The 24,685-nt window shown below is 68.3% G+C and carries 20 protein-coding genes; 13 read left to right on the top strand and 7 right to left on the bottom strand.

The window, feature by feature from the left end:
* Nucleotides 1-135: 135 nt before the first annotated feature.
* From AB0P21_RS04340 to AB0P21_RS04330, 3 genes are read left to right on the top strand one after another with little or no spacing between them, the layout of a single operon-like run.
* Entirely contained in the window at nt 136-1,899 is a 1,764-nt protein-coding gene (locus AB0P21_RS04340) for an extracellular solute-binding protein (RefSeq protein ID WP_363693633.1), read from the top strand.
* A gap of 5 nt (nt 1,900-1,904) precedes the next feature.
* Nucleotides 1,905-2,828 carry a carbohydrate ABC transporter permease gene (locus tag AB0P21_RS04335; protein ID WP_363693632.1) on the top strand — a complete coding sequence of 308 codons (924 nt, stop codon included), beginning with the start codon at nt 1,905-1,907 and terminating at the stop codon, nt 2,826-2,828.
* Between the two features lie 4 nt (nt 2,829-2,832).
* The gene (locus tag AB0P21_RS04330) at nt 2,833-3,810 is read left to right on the top strand and encodes an ABC transporter permease subunit (RefSeq protein ID WP_363693631.1); all 978 of its coding nucleotides are present in this window, start codon (nt 2,833-2,835) and stop codon (nt 3,808-3,810) included.
* A gap of 3 nt (nt 3,811-3,813) precedes the next feature.
* Here AB0P21_RS04330 and AB0P21_RS04325 read toward each other — a convergent pair whose 3' ends face one another.
* Nucleotides 3,814-5,079 carry a polysaccharide biosynthesis protein gene (locus AB0P21_RS04325; RefSeq protein WP_363693630.1) on the bottom strand — a complete coding sequence of 422 codons (1,266 nt, stop codon included), beginning with the start codon at nt 5,077-5,079 and terminating at the stop codon, nt 3,814-3,816.
* Between the two features lie 62 nt (nt 5,080-5,141).
* Between AB0P21_RS04325 and AB0P21_RS04320 the strand changes: the two genes are divergently transcribed.
* Nucleotides 5,142-6,845, top strand: a complete 1,704-nt coding sequence (locus AB0P21_RS04320) for a hypothetical protein (RefSeq protein ID WP_363693629.1) — start codon at nt 5,142-5,144, stop codon at nt 6,843-6,845.
* A 55-nt stretch (nt 6,846-6,900) separates the two neighbouring features.
* Nucleotides 6,901-7,068 carry a DUF2613 family protein gene (locus AB0P21_RS04315; protein WP_363693628.1) on the top strand — a complete coding sequence of 56 codons (168 nt, stop codon included), beginning with the start codon at nt 6,901-6,903 and terminating at the stop codon, nt 7,066-7,068.
* A gap of 24 nt (nt 7,069-7,092) precedes the next feature.
* Here AB0P21_RS04315 and AB0P21_RS04310 read toward each other — a convergent pair whose 3' ends face one another.
* Entirely contained in the window at nt 7,093-8,217 is a 1,125-nt protein-coding gene (locus AB0P21_RS04310; protein ID WP_363693627.1) for a glycosyltransferase family 4 protein, read from the bottom strand.
* A 107-nt stretch (nt 8,218-8,324) separates the two neighbouring features.
* On the opposite strand from AB0P21_RS04310, the gene AB0P21_RS04305 reads away from it, so the two are divergent.
* On the top strand, nt 8,325-9,083 hold the full coding sequence (locus AB0P21_RS04305) for a class I SAM-dependent methyltransferase (protein ID WP_363693626.1): 759 nt from the start codon (nt 8,325-8,327) through the stop codon (nt 9,081-9,083).
* Nucleotides 9,080-13,159 carry a DUF3367 domain-containing protein gene (locus AB0P21_RS04300; protein ID WP_363693625.1) on the top strand — a complete coding sequence of 1,360 codons (4,080 nt, stop codon included), beginning with the start codon at nt 9,080-9,082 and terminating at the stop codon, nt 13,157-13,159. The genes AB0P21_RS04305 and AB0P21_RS04300 overlap by 4 nt, the downstream gene beginning before the upstream one ends.
* Here AB0P21_RS04300 and AB0P21_RS04295 read toward each other — a convergent pair.
* Together AB0P21_RS04295 and AB0P21_RS04290 are read right to left on the bottom strand one after the other, a co-directional pair.
* Entirely contained in the window at nt 13,048-14,271 is a 1,224-nt protein-coding gene (locus tag AB0P21_RS04295; protein WP_363693624.1) for an acyltransferase, read from the bottom strand. The two genes, AB0P21_RS04300 and AB0P21_RS04295, sit on opposite strands and share 112 nt — an antisense overlap.
* Nucleotides 14,271-16,064, bottom strand: coding sequence for a hypothetical protein (locus tag AB0P21_RS04290; RefSeq protein WP_363693623.1), 1,794 nt, complete (start codon nt 16,062-16,064; stop codon nt 14,271-14,273). The genes AB0P21_RS04295 and AB0P21_RS04290 overlap by 1 nt, the downstream gene beginning before the upstream one ends.
* A 111-nt stretch (nt 16,065-16,175) precedes the next feature.
* On the opposite strand from AB0P21_RS04290, the gene AB0P21_RS04285 reads away from it, so the two are divergent.
* The gene (locus AB0P21_RS04285; protein WP_363693622.1) at nt 16,176-17,273 is read left to right on the top strand and encodes a DUF3068 domain-containing protein; all 1,098 of its coding nucleotides are present in this window, start codon (nt 16,176-16,178) and stop codon (nt 17,271-17,273) included.
* Here AB0P21_RS04285 and AB0P21_RS04280 read toward each other — a convergent pair.
* Genes AB0P21_RS04280 through AB0P21_RS04270 form a run of 3 tightly spaced genes read right to left on the bottom strand, consistent with a single transcriptional unit; the run spans nt 17,270 to nt 19,170 of the window.
* Nucleotides 17,270-18,064 (bottom strand): class I SAM-dependent methyltransferase, encoded by a 795-nt coding sequence (locus AB0P21_RS04280; protein ID WP_363693621.1) that lies wholly within the window; start codon nt 18,062-18,064, stop codon nt 17,270-17,272. The two genes, AB0P21_RS04285 and AB0P21_RS04280, sit on opposite strands and share 4 nt — an antisense overlap.
* A gap of 9 nt (nt 18,065-18,073) precedes the next feature.
* Nucleotides 18,074-18,607, bottom strand: coding sequence for an SRPBCC domain-containing protein (locus AB0P21_RS04275; RefSeq protein ID WP_363693620.1), 534 nt, complete (start codon nt 18,605-18,607; stop codon nt 18,074-18,076).
* Nucleotides 18,607-19,170 carry a TetR/AcrR family transcriptional regulator gene (locus AB0P21_RS04270; protein ID WP_363693619.1) on the bottom strand — a complete coding sequence of 188 codons (564 nt, stop codon included), beginning with the start codon at nt 19,168-19,170 and terminating at the stop codon, nt 18,607-18,609. The genes AB0P21_RS04275 and AB0P21_RS04270 overlap by 1 nt, the downstream gene beginning before the upstream one ends.
* Before the next feature lie 143 nt (nt 19,171-19,313).
* Here AB0P21_RS04270 and AB0P21_RS04265 point away from each other — a divergent pair, with 143 nt between their 5' ends.
* The 5 genes from AB0P21_RS04265 (at nt 19,314) to coaE (ending at nt 24,500) form a co-directional block, all read left to right on the top strand.
* The gene (locus AB0P21_RS04265; RefSeq protein WP_363693618.1) at nt 19,314-20,225 is read left to right on the top strand and encodes an SGNH/GDSL hydrolase family protein; all 912 of its coding nucleotides are present in this window, start codon (nt 19,314-19,316) and stop codon (nt 20,223-20,225) included.
* 94 nt (nt 20,226-20,319) lie between these two features.
* A complete protein-coding gene (locus AB0P21_RS04260) occupies nt 20,320-21,225 on the top strand; it encodes a phosphotransferase (RefSeq protein ID WP_363693617.1) in 906 nt (301 codons plus the stop codon).
* A gap of 250 nt (nt 21,226-21,475) precedes the next feature.
* Nucleotides 21,476-22,954 carry a 30S ribosomal protein S1 gene (gene rpsA, locus AB0P21_RS04255; RefSeq protein WP_363693616.1) on the top strand — a complete coding sequence of 493 codons (1,479 nt, stop codon included), beginning with the start codon at nt 21,476-21,478 and terminating at the stop codon, nt 22,952-22,954.
* 88 nt (nt 22,955-23,042) lie between these two features.
* Nucleotides 23,043-23,876, top strand: coding sequence for an endonuclease/exonuclease/phosphatase family protein (locus AB0P21_RS04250; protein WP_363693615.1), 834 nt, complete (start codon nt 23,043-23,045; stop codon nt 23,874-23,876).
* A gap of 30 nt (nt 23,877-23,906) precedes the next feature.
* Nucleotides 23,907-24,500: a dephospho-CoA kinase gene (gene coaE / locus AB0P21_RS04245; protein WP_363693614.1), complete on the top strand. Its 594-nt coding sequence runs from the start codon at nt 23,907-23,909 to the stop codon at nt 24,498-24,500.
* The last annotated feature ends 185 nt before the right edge of the window (nt 24,501-24,685 follow it).

The raw sequence follows: 24,685 nt of genomic DNA, 5'->3' as shown, positions 1-24,685 counted from the left end.
GCCAGGGGTGAATTCACCGCCTGGAGCCGGGCTTGGAAAGCGTTACCCCCTTCCCTGGTTAAACGTTCTGTGCCAGTCTGCTCACAAGAATCCGAGATCCTATCGGATATCTCATCATCTGCATCAGGAGGCGGGATGACAGAAGATCAGGCTCAGCAGGACGGAGTACGCCGGCGCTCTTTTGTCGCGGGAGCGCTGGGAATCACCGCCGCGGCGGGTGCCGGCGGTCTCTTGAGCGGCTGCAGTTCGAGCGAGGCGGCGGTAGGCGCGAGTCCAGACAGCCTCAGCGCGCCGGCCGCCGAGCTCGGCGCCAAGAAGACCGGCATCACCTACCCACCCGGGTACGTCGGCCCGGTGGCCCGCGAGCAGCGCGTGATCGTGACCGAGCCGGTCACCTTCAGCCTGGTCGTCCCGCAGAACCTCACGGTCGGCGACTGGTCCAAGAACGCCTTCACCAGCTGGCTGCAACAGCGGACCGGCATCCGGATCGAGTTCCGCCAGGTGGCCGGCAAGGGCGACGACCCGGAGACGATGACGAAGGTCAACGCGATGATGGCGGCCGGTGACATCCCGGACGCCTTCCTCGGCATCACCTTCACCCGCTCCCAGCTCTACCTGTACGGCGCGCAGAACCTGTTCGTGGACCTGAATCCCTACCTGGACAAGTACGCGCCCAACCTCCGGTCGGCGATGAAGGACTACCCCGACGCGCGCAAGCTGATGGTGTCCCCGGACAAGAGCATCTACAGCTTCCCCGACATCAACGACTGCTATCACTGCCGCGCCTCCAACGGCCGCACCTTCCTCAACACCGACTGGCTCCGCAAGGTCGGGCTGGCGATGCCGACCACGACCGACGAGTTCCGCGAGGTGCTGACCGCCTTCAAGAAGGCCGAGCTCGGCGGTCGCGGCAAGACGATCCCGTTCGCCGGCTTCAAGGACGCGGCGCTGGACACCTATTTCATGAACGCCTTCCTCTACAACCCCGGCGACCCCTGGCTGGTGGTCAACGACGGCAAGGTCGAGGCCAACTACGTCAAGGACGAGTGGCGCGAGGCGCTGAAGTACCTGCGCGGCCTGTACGCCGACGGCCTGCTGAACAAGGACGTCTTCACCGCCGACCAGGACCAGATGAACCGGTACGGCAACAGTCCCGGCGCCCCGGTGATCGGCGGAGCGCGAGCCTTCTACTGGGGTTCGTTCCTCACCATCGACCAAACCGACCCGAACGCGCGCTGGCGCCAGTACGAGACCGTCCCGCCGCTCGAGGGCCCGAACGGCACCCGGTACGCCGCCTGGGACTACCTCAAGGTCGGCCTCGAGGTCTCCACCCTGGTGATCACCCGCAAGTGCAAGCGGCCTGACCTGCTGGTCCGCTGGGCCGACTTCCAGATGGACCTCGAGGCCGTACTGCGCTCGTACGCCGGCCCCGACTTCCGCTGGTCGGTCAAGGGCGACAAGGGCATCAACGGCAAGCAGTCGGTCTTCGGCTTCGACGCCACCTGGAACTCGGACGCCACCAAGGGCACCACCTGGGACCAGTACGGCGTGATGTACCGCTCCGGCGATTTCCGTCTGGCCGAGCGGGTGAACCCGCAGAAGGCGACCTTCGAGTCGCCGCTCTACACCCAGACGCGGGACGAGCTCTTCCCGTACAAGCAGCCCCAGGAGTTGCAGTTCCCGCCGGTCACCCTGGAAGCCGACCAGGCGGCGCAGGACGCGGAGATCGGCCTGAACCTCAAGGGCGAGGTGACCAGCTCGCTGGCCAAGTTCGTCACCGGCAAGCTCGATCCGTCCGACGACCGGCAGTGGCGCGACTACACCGACCGGATCGGCAAGATCGGGCTCCGGCCGTACCTGGACATCCAGCAGGCCGCCTACGAGATCTACCAGGGGTGACGGCGATGGCCACCGCAACCGAAGCGCCCGCCGACGCGCCGGCGTCCGTCAGCGAGACCCGGTCCGACCGGATCGTGATGGCCTGCAACTACACGGCGCTCGGCCTGTTCACGCTGGCCGTGATCTATCCGCTGGTGTACGTCGTCAGCGCCTCCCTGAGCGACCCGAAGAACGTTGTCTCCGGCAAGGTCTGGCTCTGGCCGGTCGGCTTCAGCACCGAGTCGTTCAAGGCCGTCTTCGACTACGACTCGATCGTCAGCGGCTTCAGCAACTCGGTCGTCTACGCGGTCGGCGGCGCCTTGATCGCGACCGTGCTGACCCTGTTCGCGGCCTACCCGCTGTCCCGCAAAGGCCTGCCGGGCAAGGGTTTCATCATGGCGTTGTTCGTCTTCACGATGATGTTCAACGGCGGCCTGATCCCGACCTACCTGGTGATCGACCGGGTCGGGCTGCTGAACACCCGGTGGGCGATCATCCTGCCGGCCGCGCTGGCGGTCTGGAACATGATCATCACCCGGACCTACTTCCAGTCGACCATTCCCGAGGAGCTGGTCGAGGCGGCCAAGGTGGACGGCTGCACCGACTTCGGCTTCTTCTGGCGGATCGTGCTGCCGCTGAGCAAGCCGATCATCGCGGTGAACCTGCTCTTCTACGCGGTCGCGCAGTGGAACTCCTGGTTCAACGCGCTGATCTTCCTGACCAACGAGCACCTGTTCCCGCTCCAGCTGGTGCTGCGGCAGATCCTGATCCAGAACAACTTCGACCCGTCCCAGGTCCGCGACACCGCCGAGCTGATCCGGATGAAGGAGCTGCAGGAGCAACTGAAGTTCTCACTGATCGTGATCGCCACCATCCCACCCCTGCTGGTCTACCCCTTTGTGCAGAAGCACTTCGTCAAGGGGGCCATGGTCGGCTCGTTGAAGGGCTGACGCCATGGCCACGGACACTCTGGTACGCCGTACTCCGGCCGCGCAAGCCGGTGACCAGCCGAAGAAACACGGTCTCGGCCTCTGGCCGCGGATGCGCCGCAACTGGCAGCTCTACGCGATGCTGGCGGTGCCGCTGGTCTGGCTGGCGATCTTCGCCTACTGGCCGATGTACGGCGCGATCATCGCCTTCAAGGACTACAACGTCGTGGACGGCATCCTGGGCAGCCGCTGGGTGGGCTTCAAGCACTTCGAGAGGTTCGTCGAGTCGTACCAGTTCTGGCGGCTGATCAAGAACACGCTGATCCTGCACCTGTACGAGCTGGTCGCGACCTTCTGGCTGCCGATCCTGCTGGCGCTCGGGCTGAACATGGCCCGGCGGCGCTGGTACCGGCGGTCGGTCCAGCTGATCACCTACGCGCCGCACTTCATCTCGACCGTGGTGGTGGTCGGCCTGATCGTGGTGATCGTCGACCCGAACAGCGGCGTGCTGAACCAGCTGCTCGGCCAGTTCGGGATCGGGCCGATCGACGTGCTGAGCAACCCGGACTACTTCCGGCACCTCTACGTCTGGTCCGGCGCGTGGCAGACGATGGGCTTCTCGGCGATCATCTACCTGGCCGCGCTGACCAGCGTCTCGCCCGAGCTGCACGAGGCGGCGATCGTCGACGGCGCGTCCAGGCTGCGCCGGGTCTGGCACATCGACCTGCCGGCGATCCGCCCGGTCGCGGTGATCCTGCTGATCCTCAACATCGGCTCGATCATGTCGGTCGGGTTCGAGAAAGTGCTGCTGCTGCAGAACACGCTGAACCTGCAGACCTCGGAGGTGATCGACACCTACGTCTACAAGCTCGGCTTCGCGTCCCAGGTGCCGCAGTTCAGCTACGCGTCGGCGATCGGCCTGTTCCGGTCGGTGATCGGTCTGGTGCTGCTGGTGGTGGCGAACTCGCTGGCCCGCAAGTTCGCCAAGTCCAGCCTCTGGTGAGGCCTACTCGCTGTCGGCCGTCTGGCGATGCAGTCCCGTCGCCAGTGCGGCCGACAACGCGAGGGCGCACACCGCAGTCATTGCCGCGAGCACCTTGATGGCAGCGAAGCCGGTGGCCAGGTCGGCTCCCAGCACGATCAGGGCGGCGACCGCGAGGGTGGCCAGGCCGATCCAGATCACCAGTGCGGCGCGCTTCTCCTGCTGCGCGATCGCGGCGTACACGACCAGCTGCAGTACGGCGTACGCCGAGCCGGCCAGCGCGAAGATCCAGGCGAACTCGCCCAGCTCCGGGTACTTGTCCTTGCCGCCGGCAACTGTCACGACGAGGTCCGGCAGCAGCAGGGCGCCCAGCACGCAGCAGACCCCGAGCGCGGCGACCGCCTGGATCGAGCGGCGCAGGCGCAGGGTGTCGCCGGGGGAGTTGGCCAGCGACGGGAAGACGATCACGATCACGAACTGCGGCAGGAACAGGCACGCCTTCGCCACGATCACGCCGGCCGCGTAGTACCCACTGTGCTCGCCGTCCATCAGGGCCCGGGCGAGCAGCGCGTCGGCGTTGGCGATCGCGAAGAAGGCCAGCAGGGCGTGCGTGCCGTGCACTGTTTCGCGGAGTGCTTCCTTGACCTGTTCCGGGGTGCCGCCGGTGGAGCCCCGGAGCAGGACGGTGCCGACCAGCGGCGGTACTACGGCGCCGATCGCCAGGCCGATCATCGCGGAGGTGAGGCTCGGGTGGATCACCAGCGCGCCGGCGCCGAAGGCGAATCGTCCGACGCCGACCGCCATGTACATGCCGGCTAGCTCGGTCCAGCGCTCACTGCCTTGCAGTACGCCGAGCTGCGAGCCCATCAGGGTCAGGCTGCCGAGTGTGGGCGCCAGCAGCAGTACGGCGATCACTGAGTCGATGTGCAGCAGCCAGACGAGCAGCGGAGTGGCCAGCAGGGCTACCGCGGTCAGGCCTAGGGCAGAGCGACGGCCCGCCTGGAGCAGCGAGTCGGCGATCGCCGCCCGGCCGGGGCCGACGTGGGTGGCGATCCGGCGGGCGCCGGACGCCTGCAGTCCCAGCGGGACCACATTGCCGATCAGCAGCAGGCCGAGCAGGGCGATGACGGCGCTGAACTGCTCCGGGATCAGCCGGTGCACCGCAAACAAGGTGAAACCGTAGGCCGCTACGTTCATGATGGCCATGCCGACCGCCACCACGGTGGCGCTGCGCAGGAAGCCGAGCTTCGGCGCGGCGGGCTGCTGGTCGGGCGTCATCTCAGAGGTCATGCGGCTTCTGTTCTGCTGGCTGGCGGGTAGGTTGCGCTGAAGAGTACTGCGAGGAGGTAGGCGTGGAGGGGGGATACACCCGGCTGGCCCGGCTGCTGCCGTGGGCCTGGCCGGTACTGCTGACCGTGCTGATCACCACGCCGCTGCTCGCTCCCGGGTACGTCCTCGGCTACGACATGGTGTTCGTGCCGGACCTCACGCTACGGCTTGACCTGTTCGGTGTCACAACCGCCTTACCGCGTGCGGTGCCGTCGGACGTGCTGGTCGCCGTCGTGGACGAGGTGGTCGGCGGTCAGGTGCTGAACAAGCTGGTGGTCGTCGCGATCCCGCTGCTGAGCGGGCTGGGGATGACGGCACTCTGGCGGTATCTGAAGCTCGGCGGCCCGCTGGCCGGCGCTGCAGCCGCCACGCTCTACGTGTGGAACCCGTTCGTGGCCGAGCGCCTCCACCTGGGCGCCTGGGCACTACTGCTCGGGTATGCCGCTCTGCCGTGGCTGGTGCGGGGTGCGTTGAAGGTGAGACGTGGCGAGGGCTGGCAGGGCTTCCTGCTCGCTGCCGCGGGCTGCGCGCTGACGGCGTCGGGTGGCCCCACAGGTTTGCTGGTGGCAGGCGCGATTCTGTTCTGGCCGGGGGAGCGGAAGCCGGCGCGGCTGGTGTTCGTTGGCGCGCTGCTGCTGAATGCGCCTTGGCTCATCGCTGGCCTTGCGCGCACGACGGCCGCTACCTCTGACCCTGCGGCGGTCGCAGCCTTTGCTGCGCGGGACGAGGGCTACGGCGGCACCTTGCCCACTCTGCTCACCCTGGGCGGTGTCTGGAACGCAGACGTGGTTCCGGCCGGTCGCGGTGACCTGGTGCCGGTGGTGCTCGGGTTCCTGCTGCTAATGACAGCAGTGGTCGGTGTGGTGATCTGGTGGCGTTCGGACCGGTTGGCACTCGCCTTAGTGGTCGCCGCGGTGATAGCGGTGGTCATCGGGATGGTGGGGGTTGTTGCACCCGGTGTGTTGAGCTGGGCGGTGCGGGAGGTGCCCGGGGCCGGGCTGTTCCGCGACGGACAGCGGTACCTCGGCCCGTTGGTGCTGCTGGAGTCGGTCGGCTTCGGTGTCGCCCTGGCCGCAGTACTGCGCGTCGCGCGGCTCAAGTGGGTGGTCGGCGTTACCGCAGTACTGATTCCCATCGCCGCTCTCCCTTCGCTGATAGGCGGCGACGGGCTCAAGCCGGCGCAGTACCCGGCCGACTGGGCCGAAGCCCGGCGCGTGCTGGCAGCCGACGATCGGCCGGGGGCGTTCATCCCGTGGCCGTTCGAGTCGTATCGGGCACCGGGCTGGAACGGCCGGCGACCGGTGCTCGACCCGATGCCGCGGTACTTCACCAAGCCGTCGATCGTCCCCGACGAGTTGATCGTCGACGGCCATCGGCTGGCAGGGGAGGACCCGCGGGCGACCGCGGTGGCGACGGCGCTGCGCTCCGCCGTCCGCGACGGGACGGACCCGACCGAGGTGCTGAAGCAGCAGGGAGTCGGCTGGCTGGTCGTCGACCGGGAGGCCGGCGGTCCCCCACCGCGTGACTTCACCCCGCAGCTGGCCGAGGTGTTCACCGGCCCCACCGTGACCGTCTATCGTCTCCCCGGCACACCTGACCAGCAGGACGGCCGCCGCTGGGCGGTTGTGCTGGTTCTTACCGCCTGGCTGCTTGCAGGTCTGGTGTTGGTGGCCGCTGCGGCGGGTGCAGTCGGCCGCCGCAGATCAGGCCGCCTCAAGCTCTGGTGAAGTTACTGGCCGGTTGTTACCATCCGGTTTACTTGTCTAGGAGGGGACACGCTTCATGGGAACTCTGATCGGTGCCGTACTGGCTGTTATCGCCGGTTTGGCCGTTTCGACCGCCGCTGTCGTCGGGGTTGTGCAGACGGTGCAGGACAGCCCGAAGGCACCCGCTGGCCAGACCAGCAAGGGCCAGGTGGACGTCCCGATCGTCGACTACGGGAGCAAGTGACCCGCTAGATCTCCAGGAAGCCGGTCAGCGTCGAACGCTGGCCGGCTTTTCTGCTGCCACGACCTGGCCCTGCAGGACGTTGTCGAAGCCGCGGACGGTGGCGCCCCAGGTGAAGTTGCCGGCCGAGGTGAGCGCGCCCGCGGACAGCCGGCGCCGCTCGGCCTCGTCCTGCAGGAGCGACAGGATCGCGGTGCTGAACTCGGCCTCGGTGTCCACCAGGATCCCCGTGGCGTCGTGCTGCACCGACTCGGTCGGTCCACCCGCGCTGTTGTAGGCGACAGTCGGTACGCCGTGCGCTGCCGCCTCGCCGACCACCAGACCCCAGCCCTCCTTGAGACTCGGCAGGGCGAGCACCCAGGCTTCGTCGTACGCCGCGTGCTTGTCGGCCTCGCTCACGTGCCCCCGGAACTCCACGGCGTCCTGCAGACCGCGCGAGACGACGTACTCGCGGAGGTCGTCCTCCCACCAGCCGGAGCCGACCACGAGCAGCCGTGCGTCCGGCAGCACCTTCCTGGCTTCGGCGATGGCGTCGACGGCGTGCTCGACCTGCTTGTGCGGCACGATCCGCCCGACGCAGACCACGGTCGGCGCAGCGGCTTGCGGCAGCTGGCGAGGCGGCGCGGGGTCGGTGCCGTTGTGGATCACGTCGATGCGGGCCTGCTCGATCCCCAGCGCCACCAGCTCGTCGCGGGAGGCCGACGACACCGTCACGTAGCGGCAGTCGCGGTAGAGCCGCGGCGCGACCCTGGACTCCAGCCACCAGCCGAGTCGCCCCTTCCAGCCCGGGTACACGACCTGCCACTGCTCCTGGTGCACGTGGTGCACGAGCACGACGACGCCGGTACGACGTACGAGGCGGGTAAAGAATGGCAGGCCGTTCTGCACGTCGATGACGTGAGCGGGGCGGTGCAGCAGCGTGTAGAGCAGGCCGCGGAGGTACACGGTCACCTTGCTGCCGCGGTACAGGTACCGGACGTCGTGGCGGCGCGCCTCCCGCGGACTGCCCGGGTAGGCGGCGCAGAGCATGGTGACGGACCAGCCCATCGCAGCAAGGCCTCTCGCGACCTCCTCGACGCAGCGTTCCGAACCCCCGCCCTCGGGGTTCGTGGTGTCCCGCCAGTTCAGCAACAGCACGGTCTGCTCGCGCACTACTTCGGCCCCACCCTCACTCAGTCCGCCCCCGGGGATCAGGCCGCGAGGTTACCAGGGAGTAACGATGTCCGCCAGAGGTCGTGAAATCAGTTAGGGTCCGGCCTGTGTCCGAAGCGATTCCGAGCCCTGTGACCACCGTCGGCTGGACGGCCGATCTCGGCCGCGCTGTGCGGCTGTTACGAGCGTTCGGAGTCGAGCAGACGGACCCTGATCACTTCTACGGGACGCTCGCCGCCGACTCGGTCGGCCAGCTCTCGTCGTACGTCGACCTGCGCGGCGCGCGGATGCTCGATGTCGGCGGCGGCCCCGGGTACTTCGCCGACGCCTTCCGCGGCGCGGGCGCGACCTACTACGCGATCGACTCCGACCTGGGCGAGCTCAGCGGCCGCGGTGAGCCGATGCCCGGCACCGTGCTGGCCAGCGGGATGGAGCTGCCGATCGCCGACGGACAGATCGACGTCTGCTTCTCCTCGAACGTCCTCGAACACGTGCCCGAGCCGTGGCGGATGGCCGACGAGATGGTTCGCGTCACCAAGCCGGGCGGCACGATCTTCCTGTCCTACACCGGCTGGTGGGGGCTGCACGGCGGTCACGAGACCGCGCCCTGGCACTTCCTCGGCGGGCACCGGGCCGCGCGGCGGTATGAGCGCAAGCAGGGCAAGCCGCCGAAGAACAAGTTCGGTGAGTCGCTCTTCCCGATCACCGTGACCGGCGGGCTGCGCTGGGCCCGGTCGTGTGCCGACGCCGAGCTGGTGGCGGCCTTCCCGCGCTACCACCCGCGCTGGGCGTACGGCGTACTGGCGGTGCCGGGAGTGCGGGAGTTCGCGACCTGGAACCTCACCGTGGTGCTCCGGCGCCGATGAAGGCTCCCAGCCGAGAGAAAGTGATCTGGCGGACCCGGTTGTTGCTGGGCTGCCTGGTCCTGATCGCCCTGTCCTTCCACCAGGCGCCGGGCAAGATCGTCCCCGACACCAAGCTCGACCTCACGGCGGCACCGGGTGCCTTCCTGGCCCGCTCGCTGCACCTCTGGGACCCGCAGGGCGCCTTCGGGCAGCTGCAGAACCAGGCGTACGGCTACCTGCTGCCGATGGGCCCGTTCCACTGGCTGCTGGACGCGTTGTCGGTGCCGGGCTGGATCACCCAGCGACTGTGGTGGTCACTGGTGATGTGCGTGGCCTTCCTGGGCGTCTGGAAGCTCTGCGGCGCCCTCGGGTACGGCGCTCCGTGGGCGCGGTTCGTGGTCGCCCTGTTCTACGCGTTGAGTCCCCGGATGCTGGGCGAGGTGGCGATCACTTCCATCGAGGTGTGGCCGCTCGCGATGGCCCCCTGGGTCTTGCTGCCGCTGGTGACGCCGAAGGCTCGCTCCGGCTGGTGGCGGGTCGGCTGGTCGGCGGTGGCCTTCGGGCTGGTCGGGGGAGTCAACGCGGTGGCGACCGGCGCGACGCTCGTGCTGCCTGCGTTGTGGCTGCTCACCCGGCGGCTGGACAAGTCGACACTGAAGGTTGCAGCGGGCTGGTTCGGCTGCGTGGTGGCGGTCTCCTTCTGGTGGCTGGTCCCACTGGTGATGCTGGGCCGCTACAGCCCGCCCTTCCTGGACTGGATCGAGAACGCCGCGATCACGACCAGCAAGGCCAGCGTCTTCGAGTCCTTCCGCGGCACGTCGCAGTGGCTGAACTTCCTGGCGGCCGGAGACGGCCCGACCTGGCCGGCCGGTTGGCTCTACGTCACCCAGCCGGCCCTGATCCTCACGTCGGCCGCCATCGCACTGCTGGGCCTCGTGGGCCTGGCGATGGGCACTCTCAAGCACCGCGGCTTCCTGCAGCTGTCCCTGGTCGTCGGCCTGCTGCTGGTGACCCTTGGCCACGTAGGCACAGCCGGTACGCCGCTAGCCTCGCAGCTGCAGGAGTTGCTCGACGGACCGCTGGCCGCGATCCGCAACACCCACAAGTTCGAGCTAGTGGTTCGCCTGCCGCTCGCGTTGGCCGCAGCGCACGCCCTGACCCGCGTGACGGCCTGGGCGACGGCCCGTGGCGTCCACCGCCGAATCGTGCCGCTGGTGGCGGCTTTCCTGGTCGTCTCGGTCGCAACGCCCGCACTCTTCGCCCAGCTGCCACGGCCGGAGGCCTACGAGGCGATTCCTGCGCACTGGCGCGAGGCGGCGACCTGGCTGGACGACCAGCCGACCAAGGGCAGCGTGCTCGTCGTACCGGCCGCGTCGTTCGCGGACTTCACCTGGGGCTCCACCAAGGACGAGCCGTTCCAGTCGTTGCTCAAGCGGCCGATGGCGGTTCGCGACGCAGTACCGCTGGGCTCTGCCGGTACTACGCGCTGGCTGGACGAGGTCGAGCGTCAACTGGGCTCTGGGGTCGGCGGCAAGACGCTGCAGGAAGCGTTGGCCCGGGCAGGCGTGAAGTACGTCGTCGTCCGTAACGACCTGCGCGTCGACGCCCAGGTGAGCCCGACGATGGCTGTCCACGAAAGCCTGGACGAGTCCGGTCTGAAGCGAGTCGCGTTCTTCGGCCCGCCGACCGGCAGCACCATCGAGCGGACCGGCCTGACGCTGGACGAGCACACCCGGCTGCCCTACCCCAGTGTGGAGATCTTCGACGTCGGCGAGGTGAGCCCGGCCCGGCTGATCCCGCAGTCGCAGTTGGTAGAGGTCCGCGGCGCACCAGAAGACGTGCCGGCGGTACTGAGTGCACTGGGTGGTTCCAGGGAAGCAGTGACCAGTACTGACGCCAAGGGCCTCGGCAAGCTCCAGTTGGTCCAGACGGACGGCATGCAGCGTCGAGAGGTGGCTGTCGGCAGACCAGCAGACAACGTGTCACCTGTCTTGACCGCCGACGACCTAGGTCGGCAGGAGCGGCGCACGCTGGACTACGTGGTCGACCCGGCGGCTGCGCTGACGACTAGGTCATGGGCAGGCGGCGTCACCGACGTACGGGCTTCCTCGTCAGCAGCGGACGCGAATGCGACGCTGCGGCTCGGGCCCGGCAACGGGCCGTCGGCGGCCGTCGACGGTGATCCGATGACCCGCTGGGTCTCGGGCAACTTCGGTCGTAGCAGCGGCGAGTGGCTCGAGCTGTCTTTCGCGGGGGAGCAGGCCGTCGACAACCTTCAGGTGCAGTTCTCCCTGGCGGCCCCGACCAGCAAGGCGATCCGCACGCTGAAGGTCGACACCGACCACGGCTCGCTCACCTCGGTCGTGCAGGACACGGACAAGCCGCAGCGCATCCCGGCACCGGCGGGGACGACCCAGCGGTTGCGGCTCATCGTCGGAGTGACCGACGGACAGAGCCCCAACGGCGTCTCGATCTCCGAGGTCACGCTGCCCGGGGTGATCCCGGCGAGCAGGCTGCTCATCCCGTCCGGGCTCGACCGTCAACCCGACGCATTGGTGTTCCGCAACCAGCAGGCCGGCCGCTCAGGCTGTCTGCACGCAGGGACCCGGCCGCTGTGCCGGGAGGGCGACGCGCGTGACTCCGAAGAGGCAACGGGCCTGTTGCGCAGTGTCGACGTGCCTCAGACTTCGACGTACCGGCTGCTGGGGACAGCGTTGCCGAAGGACGGCGACGCGCTGGAACGCCTGCTGGACCGACCGGCTCCGATCCGTGCGACGGCGTCGTCCCGTGCGGTCACCGCGGCGGAGGGCAGGCCGGGTGCGGTGGTCGACCGTGACCTCGGCACCGGCTGGGTGGCTGGTCCGAACGACCTCGCGCCGAAGCTGTTCTTGAGGTTGCCAGGGGCAAGGAAAAAGCCGGTCGCCGGGTTCCAGTTCCTCAACGACCCGTATCTGGCCGCGTCCCGGGCGACCGCGGTGTCCGTCCGCCTCGACGGCGGACCGAGTGCGGTCTACAAGGTCGATGCGGAAGGCTTTGTCACCTTCCCGGCCGGCACCACCGTGCTGAAGCGGATCGAGTTGAGCTTCACCGGCGACGACCGGTCCGTCGACGTGGACTCGGCGAGCGGACTGGGCCGGCACCTCCCGGTCGGAGTCTCCGAACTGCGGGTGCTCGGCATCGACGAGCTACGCAAGGCGGTCGACCTGAACGCCGTGACCGGATCGCAGTGCGGCTTCGGCCCATCGGTCCGGGTCGACGGCGTGGACCTGCCGACCCGCCTCACCGGTACCGTCCGCGACATCCTGCAGCGGCGGCCGGTCACCTTCTCCCTGTGCCAGCAGAGCACCCTCCGGCTTCCACTCGGCCGGCACACGGTGGATGTCCTGGCCAGCCCCGACTTCGTCCCGGTCGAGCTCAGGCTGACCCGGCCAGGTTTCGCCGCCACTGCCGTCTCGCCGGTGAAGAGCGTGGACGTCTGGCGCGGTACGCCGGCCTCGATGACGCTGGAGGTCCCGCAGGCGGACGAGCAGTCGGTGCTGACGGTCGGACAGAACTTCAGCCCGGGCTGGGAGGCCTACGACAGCAGCGGCCGCAAGCTGGCCCCACTGCGGATCGGCGGCTGGCAGCAGGGCTGGATCCTGCCCGCCGGACCCGAACAGGTGGTCACCGCGCGCTTCACTCCCGACCGGGACTACCGGGCCGGCCTGCTGGTCGGGCTGGTCACCTTCCTGGGTGTGGCCGGTCTGGCGATCTTCTCGCGCCGCCGATCACGGAGTACCGCGCACCGGCTTCGCGAGGCCCGCCGGGTGGGGCCGTGGATCGCCTCTGTCCTCGCGGTTGCCGCAGGCACCTTCATGGCCGGCTGGATCGGGCTGGCCGCCACCCTGGTCGCGGCCGTGCTGGCCTGGTTCCTGGACGGGCGCAGGCTGGAACTGATCGCAGTCGTGGTCGGTGTGGTCCTGCTCGGATCGCTGGTGGCTGCGGTTCAGCCCTGGCCGGCCGGGGGAGCCGGCCTGACCTCCGGCTTGGTCCAGTCGTCGATCCTCTTCGGCTGCGCGTTGGCGCTGCTGTCCCGGCCGACGCCCGAGACGTCGTAGCTGCGGTCCCGCCGTCCCCGGCGCATGATCGGGCGCTCCATCCCGTAGTAGCTGGCCGCGGCCACCGCGATCGACGCGGCCAGGGTCGGCCAGAACAGCACCGCGAAACGGCCGCCGAACAGGGTCTGGCCGAACAGGTGCTGGACCAGGCTCAGCACGATCAGGTGGTAGACGAAGACGCCGTACGAGATGTCGCCGGCGAAGTGACCGACCTTGCCGCCCAGGATCGCGACCGTACGCCGGGTCGGCGTGATCGCCGGGAACACCACACAGGCGGCGATCCCGGTGTAGAGCAGGTTCTTCAGGACCGCCTGGCCGACAGTCGGCAGGTTCAGGTTGTACGGGCCGGCGATCGGGCTGGCCGCGAGCAGGAACAGCGCGATCGCGATTCCCCAGACGGTGCCGGGGATCTTGGTGAGGGTGTCCAGGATTGACGGGCCGAGCCGGCCGCTGGCCCGGGCAACCTGCCACAGCGCGAGGCCCATGCCGACCGCGAACCAGCCGATGTAGCCCGGCAGCCAGAGCCCGGCTCGGGCTTGCTCGGTCGCAGTGACGGAGCCCATCCAGATCGGGCCGAGCAGCGTGAAGCCGAACAGCACTGCCAGCCGCCAACGCACGCCGCGCCTGGTCGGCCGCTCGTAGCTGGTCAGCAGCTTCGCGAGGAACGGCAGCAGCAGGTAGAACGCCACCTCGGTCGCGAGGCTCCACAGCTGGGTCAGGCCGAGCACCGTAGGCCCTGCGACGTAGATCTGGGTGAAGGTGGCGTGGTGGAGGTAGTGCACCCAGCTGACGGCTTCACCGTTGGGCACCAGGACAGCAGCGAGTACTACGGCGACCCAGAGCGCAGGCAGGATGCGCAGCGCCCGGTTCCGCAGGTAGGGCAGCAACAGCGGCGGGTCGGTCTCCTCGAACCAGGCAACGGCGTGCGGCCGGTAGAGCAGGAAGCCGGAGATCGCGAAGAAGATCGCGACGCCGATGTCCATCCGGGACAGCAACCCCGCGAACGGGCCGTTCAGCGCGTCACCGCTCTGGAAGCCGACGTGGGTCGTCAGCACGGCGAGAGCGCCGATCGCGCGCAGCCCGTCGAGGGCCGGGAACCTCATCCGTCTCATCAAGTCCCCTTGAGTAGGCCGAGCTCGAAATCACCCAGGCAGACGGTAGCCGCCGGGTCCAGCGTGCGCAGCCGGACGGCGGTCGCCCGGATCGGCGCGGACGGCCCGAAGTACAGGTTGGCCAGGGTGCTGCTCGGCCAGGGCTCGGCCGGTGTCGGCATCGCCACCACCTTGCCGTCGGCATCGATCAGCTCGACCACGACGCGGACCTCGCGCTGGGAGCTGTAGGGCAACTTGGCGAACCAGCGGGATTCGTCGTACTGCTGAAGGGCCTGGAGTGGCTGCGTCAGCGGTGTGGTGCCCTGCAGCTTGGTCTTGCAGTTGCCCGGGGTGTTCGTCTTGGCCCAGACGACCAGCTCGGCCGGCTGGAGGTGGCCGGAGTCGGAGACAGTGTAGGGGTTGCCGGGGCCTTGCAGGCGGAAGGGGATGCCGGCGGTTCGTAGTACGGGGGAGACTCGGCTGTCCTCGGCGAGGATGGTGGAGATCGTCGCGGGCATCGAGACGTCCCACAGGTTCACCGAGGGGCCGGCTGCCTTGAGATCGGCGGTGAGGTTGGCGAAGTACGCGGTGGCGGGGTTCTGGCCCCAGAGCCGGGCGAAGCCGGTGTCCGAGACGACGATCCCAGCGGTCCACGCGACCAGGCAGCAGGCAACGGCGGCGGCCACAGGGGCCGGCTTCAGTCGTGGTCTGAACGACCGCAAGGTCAGCACGACGGCGAGGGTCAACGGGATCGAGATGTCCGACCAGTAGTGGTAGTGCAGGACGAAGACCGCGCCGAACGATTCGAACCGCCCGTACGCCACCAGCAGCCAGGTTGTCAGTACATAGACGAGCAGGGATCCCCACAGCAGCAGGGCTCGCCGGTCGATCCGCCATGCGATGGCGAGCAGGACGGCCAGTGCGACCAGCCCGACCGCGACAGCCGCAGCGGGGGCATCGGTCAACCCGAACGGCACGGCGACCGGAGTCCACCGCCAGGGCCCACCGGCCAGCGCCCCAACCGGTACTGCGAACGAACGCCAAGCCAGGTCGGCCAGATCGCCGAGGCCGGGCAGCTTGCCGTTCGAAGGGTTCCCGTTGGTCAGATAGAGCACGCCAAAGGCAACGACCGGTACTGCGAACGCCGCGCCGAGCGGCCAGCTCTGCCGCAGCCACTCACGCAGCGGGACCTTGCGCAGGTAGAGGGCCAGGGCGATCGCGGTCGCCATGATCAGACCCGACTTCTCCCAGCAGGTCAACGAGATCAGCAGCGCGAGGGGGCCGTAGGCAACCGCTCGGCGGCGGTTGCCGGCGTACCAGTCGAGGACGGCGTGCAGGACCAGCAGGCCGAAGACATGAGCGGGAAGGTTGTTGACCGCGCTCGACAGCGACATGAACGACGGCATGCTGAGCGGGGTGAGGGCGTAGAGCACCGTGCCGGTCACCACCCACCAACTGCTGCCCAGCAGGCGAATCAGCAGGAAGCCCAGCAGGGCGATCGCAAGAGCCTGCATCAGGACGCGCCAGGCAACGGTCAGGTCGTAGTTCAGCGGAGCCAGTTGGGCGAAGACCGCGTAGACGAACCGCAGGCCGGGGGCGATGTGGTCGTTGACCGGGGTGAGCAGCTCGCCCGGCGCGAAGCCCTTGCCGCCCTGGACCAGGAACTCGAGGTCGTCGCTGAGCCAGGAGCCGCGTCGCGCCAGCACGCCGAGCACGACGGACTGGACGGCCGCGATCGCCACCACCACGACCCGTAGTACCGTCTCTGCCGGTGCAGGCCTCAGCTGCCCGGACGCCCCCCAGAACGTGCTCATGTGGCCGGACTATATGACAGTTCGGCCACTGCTGGATTTTCTCGCCACTCCTCTCTGTTCAAGGCACCTACTCGCTGGTAGCGTCCCGCGGACAGACCGGGAGGGGTTGTTGTGGGGAATCGCAGTCGTGTGCTGGTGATCGCACTCGGGATCTTCTTTGTGGGGATCGCGGCATTGGCCAAGTTCTACGCGTATCCGACGTTGGCGGTGGCACCTGCGGATCAGGTCGCGCACACCGTGTCAGCGGGACCGAACGCGACCTTCTTCAGCGCCAAGGAACTGGCCAAGAAGGAAAACCAGACGCTCGAGGCAAAGCGCACGGTCCGCGGCGACGTGACGGCGGCCGAGGAGATCAGCAAGAAGCTGAACCGCAAGGTGGTCGTCTTCGACACCGCGGTGGTGACTGCCGATCGGCCGAACTACACGTTCCCCGACGACCCGTCGAACACCGACGACGCGCCGCTGAGCTTCGTCCAGGAGCGGGTCGTGCTGGACGCCCACACCGGCGAGGCGGTGCGCTGGGACGACCCCGACACGGGTGAGTACATCTCCACCACGCTGGCCAAGAGCGACCGGCTGACCCTGAAGGACGGTGGCTCCGACCTCTTCCGCGGGCACGAGGGACTGGTGCTGAAGTTCCCGTTCGGGACGGAGAAGAAGGAGTACAAGTTCTGGGACACCACCACCCGCAAGGCGTTCCCGATCCAGTACAAGGGCGAGGACAAGCTGTACGGGCTGAAGGTCTACAAGTTCGAGCAGGTGATCCCGAAGCAGAAGCTGGTGCAGGCCAAGCAGCTGGAGCTGCCGGGCAAGCTGGTCGGCGAGCCGGCCCAGGCCGCCGTGCCGGTGGACCGCACCTACCAGAACACCCGGACGCTGTGGATCGAGCCGGTCACCGGCGCGATCATCAAGGGTGAGGAGAAGCAGCTCGCCGCGCTCGAGATCAACGACGAGCCGCGGCTGACCGCCACCGAGGTGACGATCGCCTACAACGACGCGACCGTGAAGAAGAACGTCGAGGGCGCCAAGGAAGACGGCGTCGAAGAGGGCGGCTACAAGGCGAAGGCCGGCCAGCTGCACCTGATCGGCTTCTGGGTGCCGCTGATCTCGCTGATCATCGGGCTGCTGTTGCTGGGTCTGGTCGCCTTCCGCCAGGTGTGGCAGCCGGCCACCGCGACCCGGGCCAGGTCGGAAGAAGAGTCGGACTAGCGCTTGTGGGCCGACCAGATCGCGGTACCGGGAATCAGCCGGCCGCGGTCTGGTCCCCAGCCGCCCCAGACCTGATCGTGGCCGGCCGGCCACTCGGGTTCGAGCAGGTCGTCGATGACGAACCCGGCGCTCGTCAGGGCGCGGATCCAGTCGCCGGTGGTGCGGTGGTGCTCGGCGTAGACCGCGGTGCCCTGGGCATCGACCTCGACGTACGGGGTGCGGTCGAAGTACGACTGGGTGATCTTCAGTCCGGCCGGGGACGGGTCGTCCGGCATGCTCCAGCGGATCGGGTGCGTGACGGAGAAGACGAGCAGTCCGCCCGGCTTGAGCGTCCGGGCGATCTCGGTCAGCGCGGCCTCCGCGTCGGCGACGAACGGCAGCGCGCCGAACGCCGAGCAGGCGATGTCGAAAGCGCCGTCCTGGAACGGAATCGCGACGGCATCGGCAGCGATCGTCCGTACCGCGGTGCCGGTGCGCTGGTCGAGCTGCTTGCCGAGCCTGAGCTGCTCGACCGAGATGTCGAAGGCAACCACTGACTTCGCCTGCTGGCCGATCAGCCAGCGCGAACACTGAGCCGCGCCGCAGCCGACCTCGAGAATCCGCTTGCCGCGCACCGGGCCGAGCAGCTGGGCATCGGCTTCGTCGATGCCCTCGGGGCACCAGATGAAGCGGTCGTCCCCGAGGAACTCGCCGTGCTCCTCGAGATACTCCTCAGCCGCCGAGTCCCAGTACGTCCGACTCGCCTTCGAAGTCTCAGGCTCCGTCAGTTCAACCCGCTGCGGCTCGACCACCCGGTCACCCTATCCGGCGGCCCGCTCGGCGAGCGCGCGGTTCATCGCCTCGAACTGCGGCTTGATCGTCTCGTTCAGCATCGACACCGTGAACGGCACCGCGACACCGTTGAACCTCTCCTCCTGGATCAACCGCGAGCGCCCACCGGCCAGCGCCTCGATCCGGAACGAGTGCTCACCGTCGAACACCAACCCGGGCGAGATCCTCCCGATCCACCGCAGCTCCTTGCCCGGCTCGACCGCCAGCAGCTCAGGCGTGAAGGTGGTCAGCTTCCCGTTGGTGTCCCTCAGCACGTTGGTGATCACCGCGCCGGTCTTCAACTCGCCGGTCGACGACACGATGAACGGATTCCACTCCGGGTACGCCGCCCGGTCGGCCAGCACCTTCCACACCTGATCGGGCGACGCGTCCACCTCGATCTCGGTGCGCAGCACGGTGGTGTGGGCGATCGCGTAGACGCAGTACCCGATCAGGAGCACGGCGACAGCGCCGAGTGCGGTGAGCAGGCGACGGCGTACGGGGGACTTGGTGGCGATGGTCATCAGGACTCCTCAGGACCGAGAACGCTGCGCACGAGCGTCCTCGCGTAGTCGGGGGACAACGGCTCGCCGGTGACCAGGAGCCGGTAGTAGAGCGGGCCGACCAACTGGTCGACCAGTACTGCGGGGGAGACGTGGCTGAGGACCAGGCCGGCCTCCTGCGCATGAGCGACCACCGCGGTCACGGCTCGGTGGCGCTCGGCCCACAGCGCGCGGACGCTCTCGCCGACGCGCGGCTCGCGAGCAGCGGCGGCCGCCAGGTCGGCGATCAGCGTGGTCGGCGTCGCGGTGAGCGTGGCGGCGATGGCGGTGACGAGCTCGGTCAGATCGCGGCGCGGATCGCCGGACGGCTCGAAGGGGACGTCCTGGCGCAGGTTGCCGATCAGCGCGACCACCAGCTCGGCCTTGGAGGCCCAGCGCCGGTACAGCGTGGTCTTCGCGACCCCGGCCCGCTCGGCGACCCGGTCGATCGACAGCCCGTCGTACCCGCCCTGGCGGAGCTCCTCGGCCGCAGCCGCGAGCACCTTGCCCTCGATCGCGGTGTCCCGCGGTCTGCCGCGTGTCATGCCATTTACGCTACCGCAGTATCGTTAATAATCCAACAGAAAGTGATCGGCGCCGAGGCCTTGCCGAAAAGGTGAGTTTTCTTCAAGCTGTCTCGCACGCAAACTGTTACCGATCAGTCACTTAACGTCCAAAGGCGGGCAGCATGCAGAAGAGATCAGTACGTGCGCGAATGGCCGGAGTACTGGCGGCCACCGGCCTGCTCGTCGCCGGCCCGATCACGGCCCAGGCGGCCACTACGACCACCACGGCGCCACCGCTCGTCTACGTGGCGATGGGTGACTCGTTCGCGGCCGGTTCGCTCGTGCTGCCGGCGAAGGAACTCCTCACCTGTGCGCGGTCCGGCGTCAACTACGCGTCCCTGATCGCCCGGCAGGTCAACCCCGCGACGTTCCGCGACGTGACCTGCGGCGGCGCCACCACCACGCACTTCGCGAGCCCGCAGCCAGGCATCGTGCTCGGCACGGCGGCACCGCAGTACGACGCACTGAGCGCGGACACCACCTTGGTCACGGTCGGGATCGGCGGCAACGACATCGGGCTGGTCGGCCTCGCGGTCTCCTGCGTGAACCTGCTGCCGGAGGGGCTCGGCAAGTCCTGCAAGGCGGCCAACACGGCCGGCGGGGTGGACAAGCTCGCGCAGAAGATCGACGCGTTCGCGCCGACGTACGGCACGGTGATCCAGCAGATCCGGTCGCGGGCGCCGCACGCGAAGATCCTGATGGTCGGCTACCCGACCGGGATCAAGAAGGGCGGTTGCTGGCCGGTCGTCCCGGTCTGGAGCCAGGACGCCGACTACCTGCAGGCTGCGCTGACCCGGCTGAACGTCCGGATGGCTGAGCAGGCGGCCGCGCACGGTGCGACGTACGTCGACCTGGCGACGCCGAGTGTCGGGCACGACATGTGCAAGGGCGCGGGCACGCGGTGGATCGAGGGCCTGATCCCGAGTGTGACGACGAACGGTCTGGTGCCGCTGCACCCGAACGCGGCCGGCCTGCGCAACGCAGTACCGACGGTCCTTGCTGCCGCCGGACTCGCTGCGCCGACCAAGGCCTAGCCGGCTGTCGGGGTCGCCACGCTCATCCGGTGAGTGCGTGGCGGCCCCGCTGCCTGTGCTGGGGATGTCGGCGGGGTGCGGCAGGATGCGCGGCATGGATGGATTCGGCGCGATCGCGGCCAGTGCGGTGCCGCTGACCGGTGGCTACGGCGGCGAGACCTTCGCCGTGAGCGCGGGTGGCGAGGACGCGGTACTGAAGCTTTATGGCAAGCGCCCAGAGCGGGCAGCGGTCGACTTGTCGCTGATGCGGCTGGTGCGCGGATTGCTGCCGGTGCCGCGAGTGCTCGACGCGATGCCCGAGGCCGCGGGCGATGGGGCTCCTCCTTATGTCCTGTACGAGCGGCTGCCCGGGGTGAACCTGGAGACGTACCTCGAGACGGCAGGTGACGGTGAGCGTCAGGTGGTGGGGGAGCAGCTCGGTGAGCTCCTGGTGCTGTTGAGCGGGATGCCGTTCCTGAACTTCGGTGACTTCGTCGGGCGTGAGCTGGTGATCTCGCCGTTCGGAGTTGGCGGGTTGGAGGACTTCTTCCGCGCCAATGCCGAGGGGATCGGGCTGACCCGCGAGCAGGGTGAGCGGTTCGAAGGCGTGATCGACCAGGCGGAGGAGCTCGCCGAGAGCGGCGTGGACCGGATCTGTCTGGTGCACAGTGACTTCAATCCGAAGAACCTGCTGGTCGATCCGGCGACGGCGCGGATCACCGGGCTGATCGACTGGGAGTTCGCGCACGCGGGATCGCCGTACGCGGATCTGGGGAATCTGCTGAGGTTCTGTGCCGATCCGGTGCTGGCCGGGGCGGTGCTCGGCGTTGTACGGGCTGGGTTCGACCTCGGTGACCGGTTGGTCGAGCGCGCCCGGGCGGCTGATCTGTGGGCGCTGATCGACCTGGCTTCGCGGCCTGCCGCGAACCCGGTGGCAGCGGCCGCGAACGCGTTGATCAAGCGGATCTGCGACACGGGCGACCTTGCGGGCGGCCGTCCGGATCAGGGCGTCGTACATTGAGATCAGTGGCACGTCGGGACACCTCGGCGGGCGGCCGGTCGCTACCGGGTGCCCCGGGTTGCCGTGCCCGAGCCGATGCACGTATTCTGTGAGATGCGCTATGGGCCCGCGCGACCTCGGACGGAGCAGGCTCGTGCTCGCAGCAGTCGGTGGTGATTCTGTCCTGTTCAGGTAATCCAGCGCTTCTGATGCGATCCAACGGCCCGGGTGCACCCGTACGACACCATCAGCCCACGGAGCAACCCACCACATGACGGCCAGCATCGAGGCACCTCTCGACCCCGCAGTACGCATCACCCCGCAGGTAGCGGTCAATGACATCGGGTCGGAGGAAGACTTCCTCGCGGCGATCGATCTGACCATCAAGTACTTCAACGACGGCGACATCGTTGAGGGGACCATCGTCAAGGTCGACCGGGACGAGGTTCTCCTCGACATCGGTTACAAGACCGAAGGCGTCATCCCGTCGCGCGAGCTGTCGATCAAGCACGACGTCGACCCGAACGAGGTCGTCAAGGTCGGCGACCACGTCGAGGCCCTGGTTCTCCAGAAGGAGGACAAAGAAGGCCGCCTGATCCTCTCCAAGAAGCGCGCCCAGTACGAGAAGGCCTGGGGCACGATCGAGAAGATCAAGGAAGAGGACGGCGTCGTCACCGGTACCGTCATCGAGGTCGTCAAGGGTGGACTCATCCTGGACATCGGCCTCCGCGGCTTCCTGCCGGCCTCGCTCGTCGAGATGCGCCGGGTCCGCGACCTCCAGCCGTACGTCGGCCAGGAGATCGAGGCCAAGATCATCGAGCTCGACAAGAACCGCAACAACGTGGTTCTGTCGCGTCGCGCGTGGCTGGAGCAGACGCAGTCCGAGGTGCGGATGAACTTCCTCACCCAGCTGCAGAAGGGCCAGATCCGCAAGGGTGTCGTCTCCTCGATCGTCAACTTCGGCGCGTTCGTGGACCTCGGCGGCGTCGACGGTCTGGTGCACGTCTCCGAGCTGTCCTGGAAGCACATCGACCACCCGACCGAGGTGGTCGAGGTCGGCCAGGAGGTCACGGTCGAGGTGCTGGACGTCGACATGGAGCGCGAGCGCGTCTCCCTGTCGCTCAAGGCGACCCAGGAAGACCCGTGGCAGCAGTTCGCCCGGACCCACCAGATGGGTCAGATCGTGCCCGGCAAGGTCACCAAGCTGGTGCCGTTCGGTGCGTTCGTCCGGGTGGAAGAGGGCATCGAGGGCCTGGTGCACATCTCCGAGCTCGCCGAGCGTCACGTCGAGATCCCGGAGCAGGTCGTCCAGGTCAACGACGACGTGATGGTCAAGATCATCGACATCGATCTCGAGCGTCGCCGGATCTCGCTGTCCCTGAAGCAGGCCAACGAGGGTGTCGACCCCGTGTCGGACGACTTCGACCCCACGCTCTACGGCATGGCGGCGACGTACGACAAGGAAGGCAACTACATCTACCCGGACGGGTTCGACCCCGAGACCGGCGAGTGGCTCGAGGGCTTCGACACCCAGCGCGAGGAGTGGGAGCGGCAGTACGCCGAGGCCCACACGCGCTGGGAGGCCCACAAGAAGCAGATCGAGGACGCCAAGACGGCGGACGTCGAGGCCGGCGAGGCCTCCACGTACTCGTCTGCCGCGGAGCCGAAGGACGACGCTCCCGTCGAGGGCGCGCTTGCTTCCGACGAGGCACTGCAGGCTCTCCGCGAGAAGCTGACCGGCCAGGGCTGATCCAGCCTGTAGTTGTTCGCTAGGCATTACCGAGACCCCCGCACCCGAGTACTGGGTGCGGGGGTCTCGTCTGTGTTGTACTGCGCCGATGAGCCTTCGCCCTGGCCTGCTGGCCGCAGTACTGACTGTCTGTACGACGCTGGCACTCGGCAGCCTGCCTGCTGACGCCGCCACGCTCGCGGCGCCTGATGTCCGGGTCGCCAGTTACAACGTGAAGGGCTGGCACCTCACCGAGGGTGGCGCCGGGATCGACGGCCGGGTCCGGATGCGCGACTCGCTGACCCGGATCGAGTCGAAGCAGATCGGAATCGTCGGCCTGCAGGAGTTCGAGACGCCGCAGGCCGAGGTGGTCCGCAACGACGGCGGCTGGAAGCTGTTCCGGGCCGACGCCAACACCGAGCTCCCGGGTGGGAACTTCACCGGCAACGCGATCATGTGGAAGGACCAGGCCTGGAGCCAGGTCACCGCCTGGCAGTTGCACGCCAAGGTCGGCAACCACCGGGCGCTGCACCTGCCGATCGTGCTGCTGGAGAGCAAGCTGAACGGCAAGCGGGTGGTGGTGATGAGCGTGCACAACCCGTCCGGTGCGGAGAACCGCGAGTGGCGCGAGGAGATCCGCAAGCTCGAACGGCAGAAGCTGAACGACCTGAAGCAGAACTACCAGCACGTGCTGATGGTCGGCGACCTGAACGAGAACGTCGGGGCCGCCTGCTTCTTCACCACGAACGGGCTGACCAAGGCCGCCACTGGCTATCAAGCCAACCCGGACGGCAGTTGCCCCGCCTCGGGCTACGGCGGCGTCGACTGGATCTTCGGGGCCGGCAACATCGGCTTCGCCGGCTGGGAGGTCGATCGCACCTTCGAGGAGCGGCGCTGGTCCGATCACCCGCTGGTCTCCGCGTACTACACCTATCGAGGCTGACCGGCTCGGCGCCCTGGGTAGGGTGCTGGTGTGCTGAGAGTCGGATTGACCGGAGGTATCGGGTCGGGGAAGAGTTCGGTGTCGTCACGGCTGGCTGCCAGAGGCGCCGTCGTGATCGACTCGGATCTGCTCGCCCGGGAAGTGGTTGCGCGGGGCACCGATGGGCTGGCCGAGGTGGTCGAGGCGTTCGGGGACGTGCTGACGCCCGAGGGGGAGCTGGATCGGCCGGCGGTCGGGCGGATCGTGTTCGGGGACGAGGTGGCCCGGCGGAAGCTGGAGGCGATCATCCATCCGCGGGTGCGGGCACGCGCTGCCGAGATCGAGGCCGCTGCGCCGGCCGGCTCCGTGGTGGTGCACGACATTCCCTTGCTGGTGGAGACCGGGCAGGGGGACAAGTTCGAGCTGGTGCTCGTGGTCGACGTGCCGCAGGAGATCCAGGTCGAGCGGCTGACCCGGGACCGTGGCATGACTGAAGAGGAAGCGAAGGCCCGGATCGCGAGTCAGGCGACCCGGGAACAGCGGCTGGCGGTGGCGGACCTGGTGGTCGACAACTCGGGCGGCATCGCGGAGCTGGACGCCCGGATCGACGAGTTGTGGCCGACGTTGGCGGAGCGCGCCGGCTGACCGGTACGGCGTACCGGAGGGGCCTCGCAGAGCGGCGTACGGGCGTGTTTCAGGGCACGTTCTGGACACGAAAAGGTGACCCTTGGCCAGGAAATGATGAATCCGGGTCGAGCTGTACAAGAATCTCACCTGTTCGCCGGGCGGCTGCCCGGCCGACCTGACCATCCCTCGGCGCGCCCCCGCGC

This window comes from Kribbella sp. NPDC056861 (assembly GCF_040687575.1).
In the GTDB taxonomy this organism is placed as follows: domain Bacteria; phylum Actinomycetota; class Actinomycetes; order Propionibacteriales; family Kribbellaceae; genus Kribbella.
The sequence above is the reverse complement of the archived record's forward strand: the minus strand, read 5'-3'. Positions and strand labels throughout refer to the sequence as shown.

Excerpts from the sequence above, each read along its gene's own strand:
- AB0P21_RS04270 (WP_363693619.1), bottom strand. The coding sequence starts at position 19,170 with ATGACACGCGGCAGACCGCGGGACACCGCGATCGAGGGCAAGGTGCTC.
- rpsA (WP_363693616.1), top strand. The coding sequence starts at position 21,476 with ATGACGGCCAGCATCGAGGCACCTCTCGACCCCGCAGTACGCATCACC.
- AB0P21_RS04315 (WP_363693628.1), top strand. The coding sequence starts at position 6,901 with ATGGGAACTCTGATCGGTGCCGTACTGGCTGTTATCGCCGGTTTGGCC.
- AB0P21_RS04295 (WP_363693624.1), bottom strand. The coding sequence starts at position 14,271 with ATGAGACGGATGAGGTTCCCGGCCCTCGACGGGCTGCGCGCGATCGGC.
- AB0P21_RS04325 (WP_363693630.1), bottom strand. The coding sequence starts at position 5,079 with ATGACCTCTGAGATGACGCCCGACCAGCAGCCCGCCGCGCCGAAGCTC.
- AB0P21_RS04260 (WP_363693617.1), top strand. The coding sequence starts at position 20,320 with ATGGATGGATTCGGCGCGATCGCGGCCAGTGCGGTGCCGCTGACCGGT.
- AB0P21_RS04275 (WP_363693620.1), bottom strand. The coding sequence starts at position 18,607 with ATGACCATCGCCACCAAGTCCCCCGTACGCCGTCGCCTGCTCACCGCA.
- AB0P21_RS04330 (WP_363693631.1), top strand. The coding sequence starts at position 2,833 with ATGGCCACGGACACTCTGGTACGCCGTACTCCGGCCGCGCAAGCCGGT.
- AB0P21_RS04300 (WP_363693625.1), top strand. The coding sequence starts at position 9,080 with ATGAAGGCTCCCAGCCGAGAGAAAGTGATCTGGCGGACCCGGTTGTTG.
- AB0P21_RS04265 (WP_363693618.1), top strand. The coding sequence starts at position 19,314 with ATGCAGAAGAGATCAGTACGTGCGCGAATGGCCGGAGTACTGGCGGCC.
- AB0P21_RS04335 (WP_363693632.1), top strand. The coding sequence starts at position 1,905 with ATGGCCACCGCAACCGAAGCGCCCGCCGACGCGCCGGCGTCCGTCAGC.
- AB0P21_RS04290 (WP_363693623.1), bottom strand. The coding sequence starts at position 16,064 with ATGAGCACGTTCTGGGGGGCGTCCGGGCAGCTGAGGCCTGCACCGGCA.
- AB0P21_RS04340 (WP_363693633.1), top strand. The coding sequence starts at position 136 with ATGACAGAAGATCAGGCTCAGCAGGACGGAGTACGCCGGCGCTCTTTT.
- AB0P21_RS04250 (WP_363693615.1), top strand. The coding sequence starts at position 23,043 with ATGAGCCTTCGCCCTGGCCTGCTGGCCGCAGTACTGACTGTCTGTACG.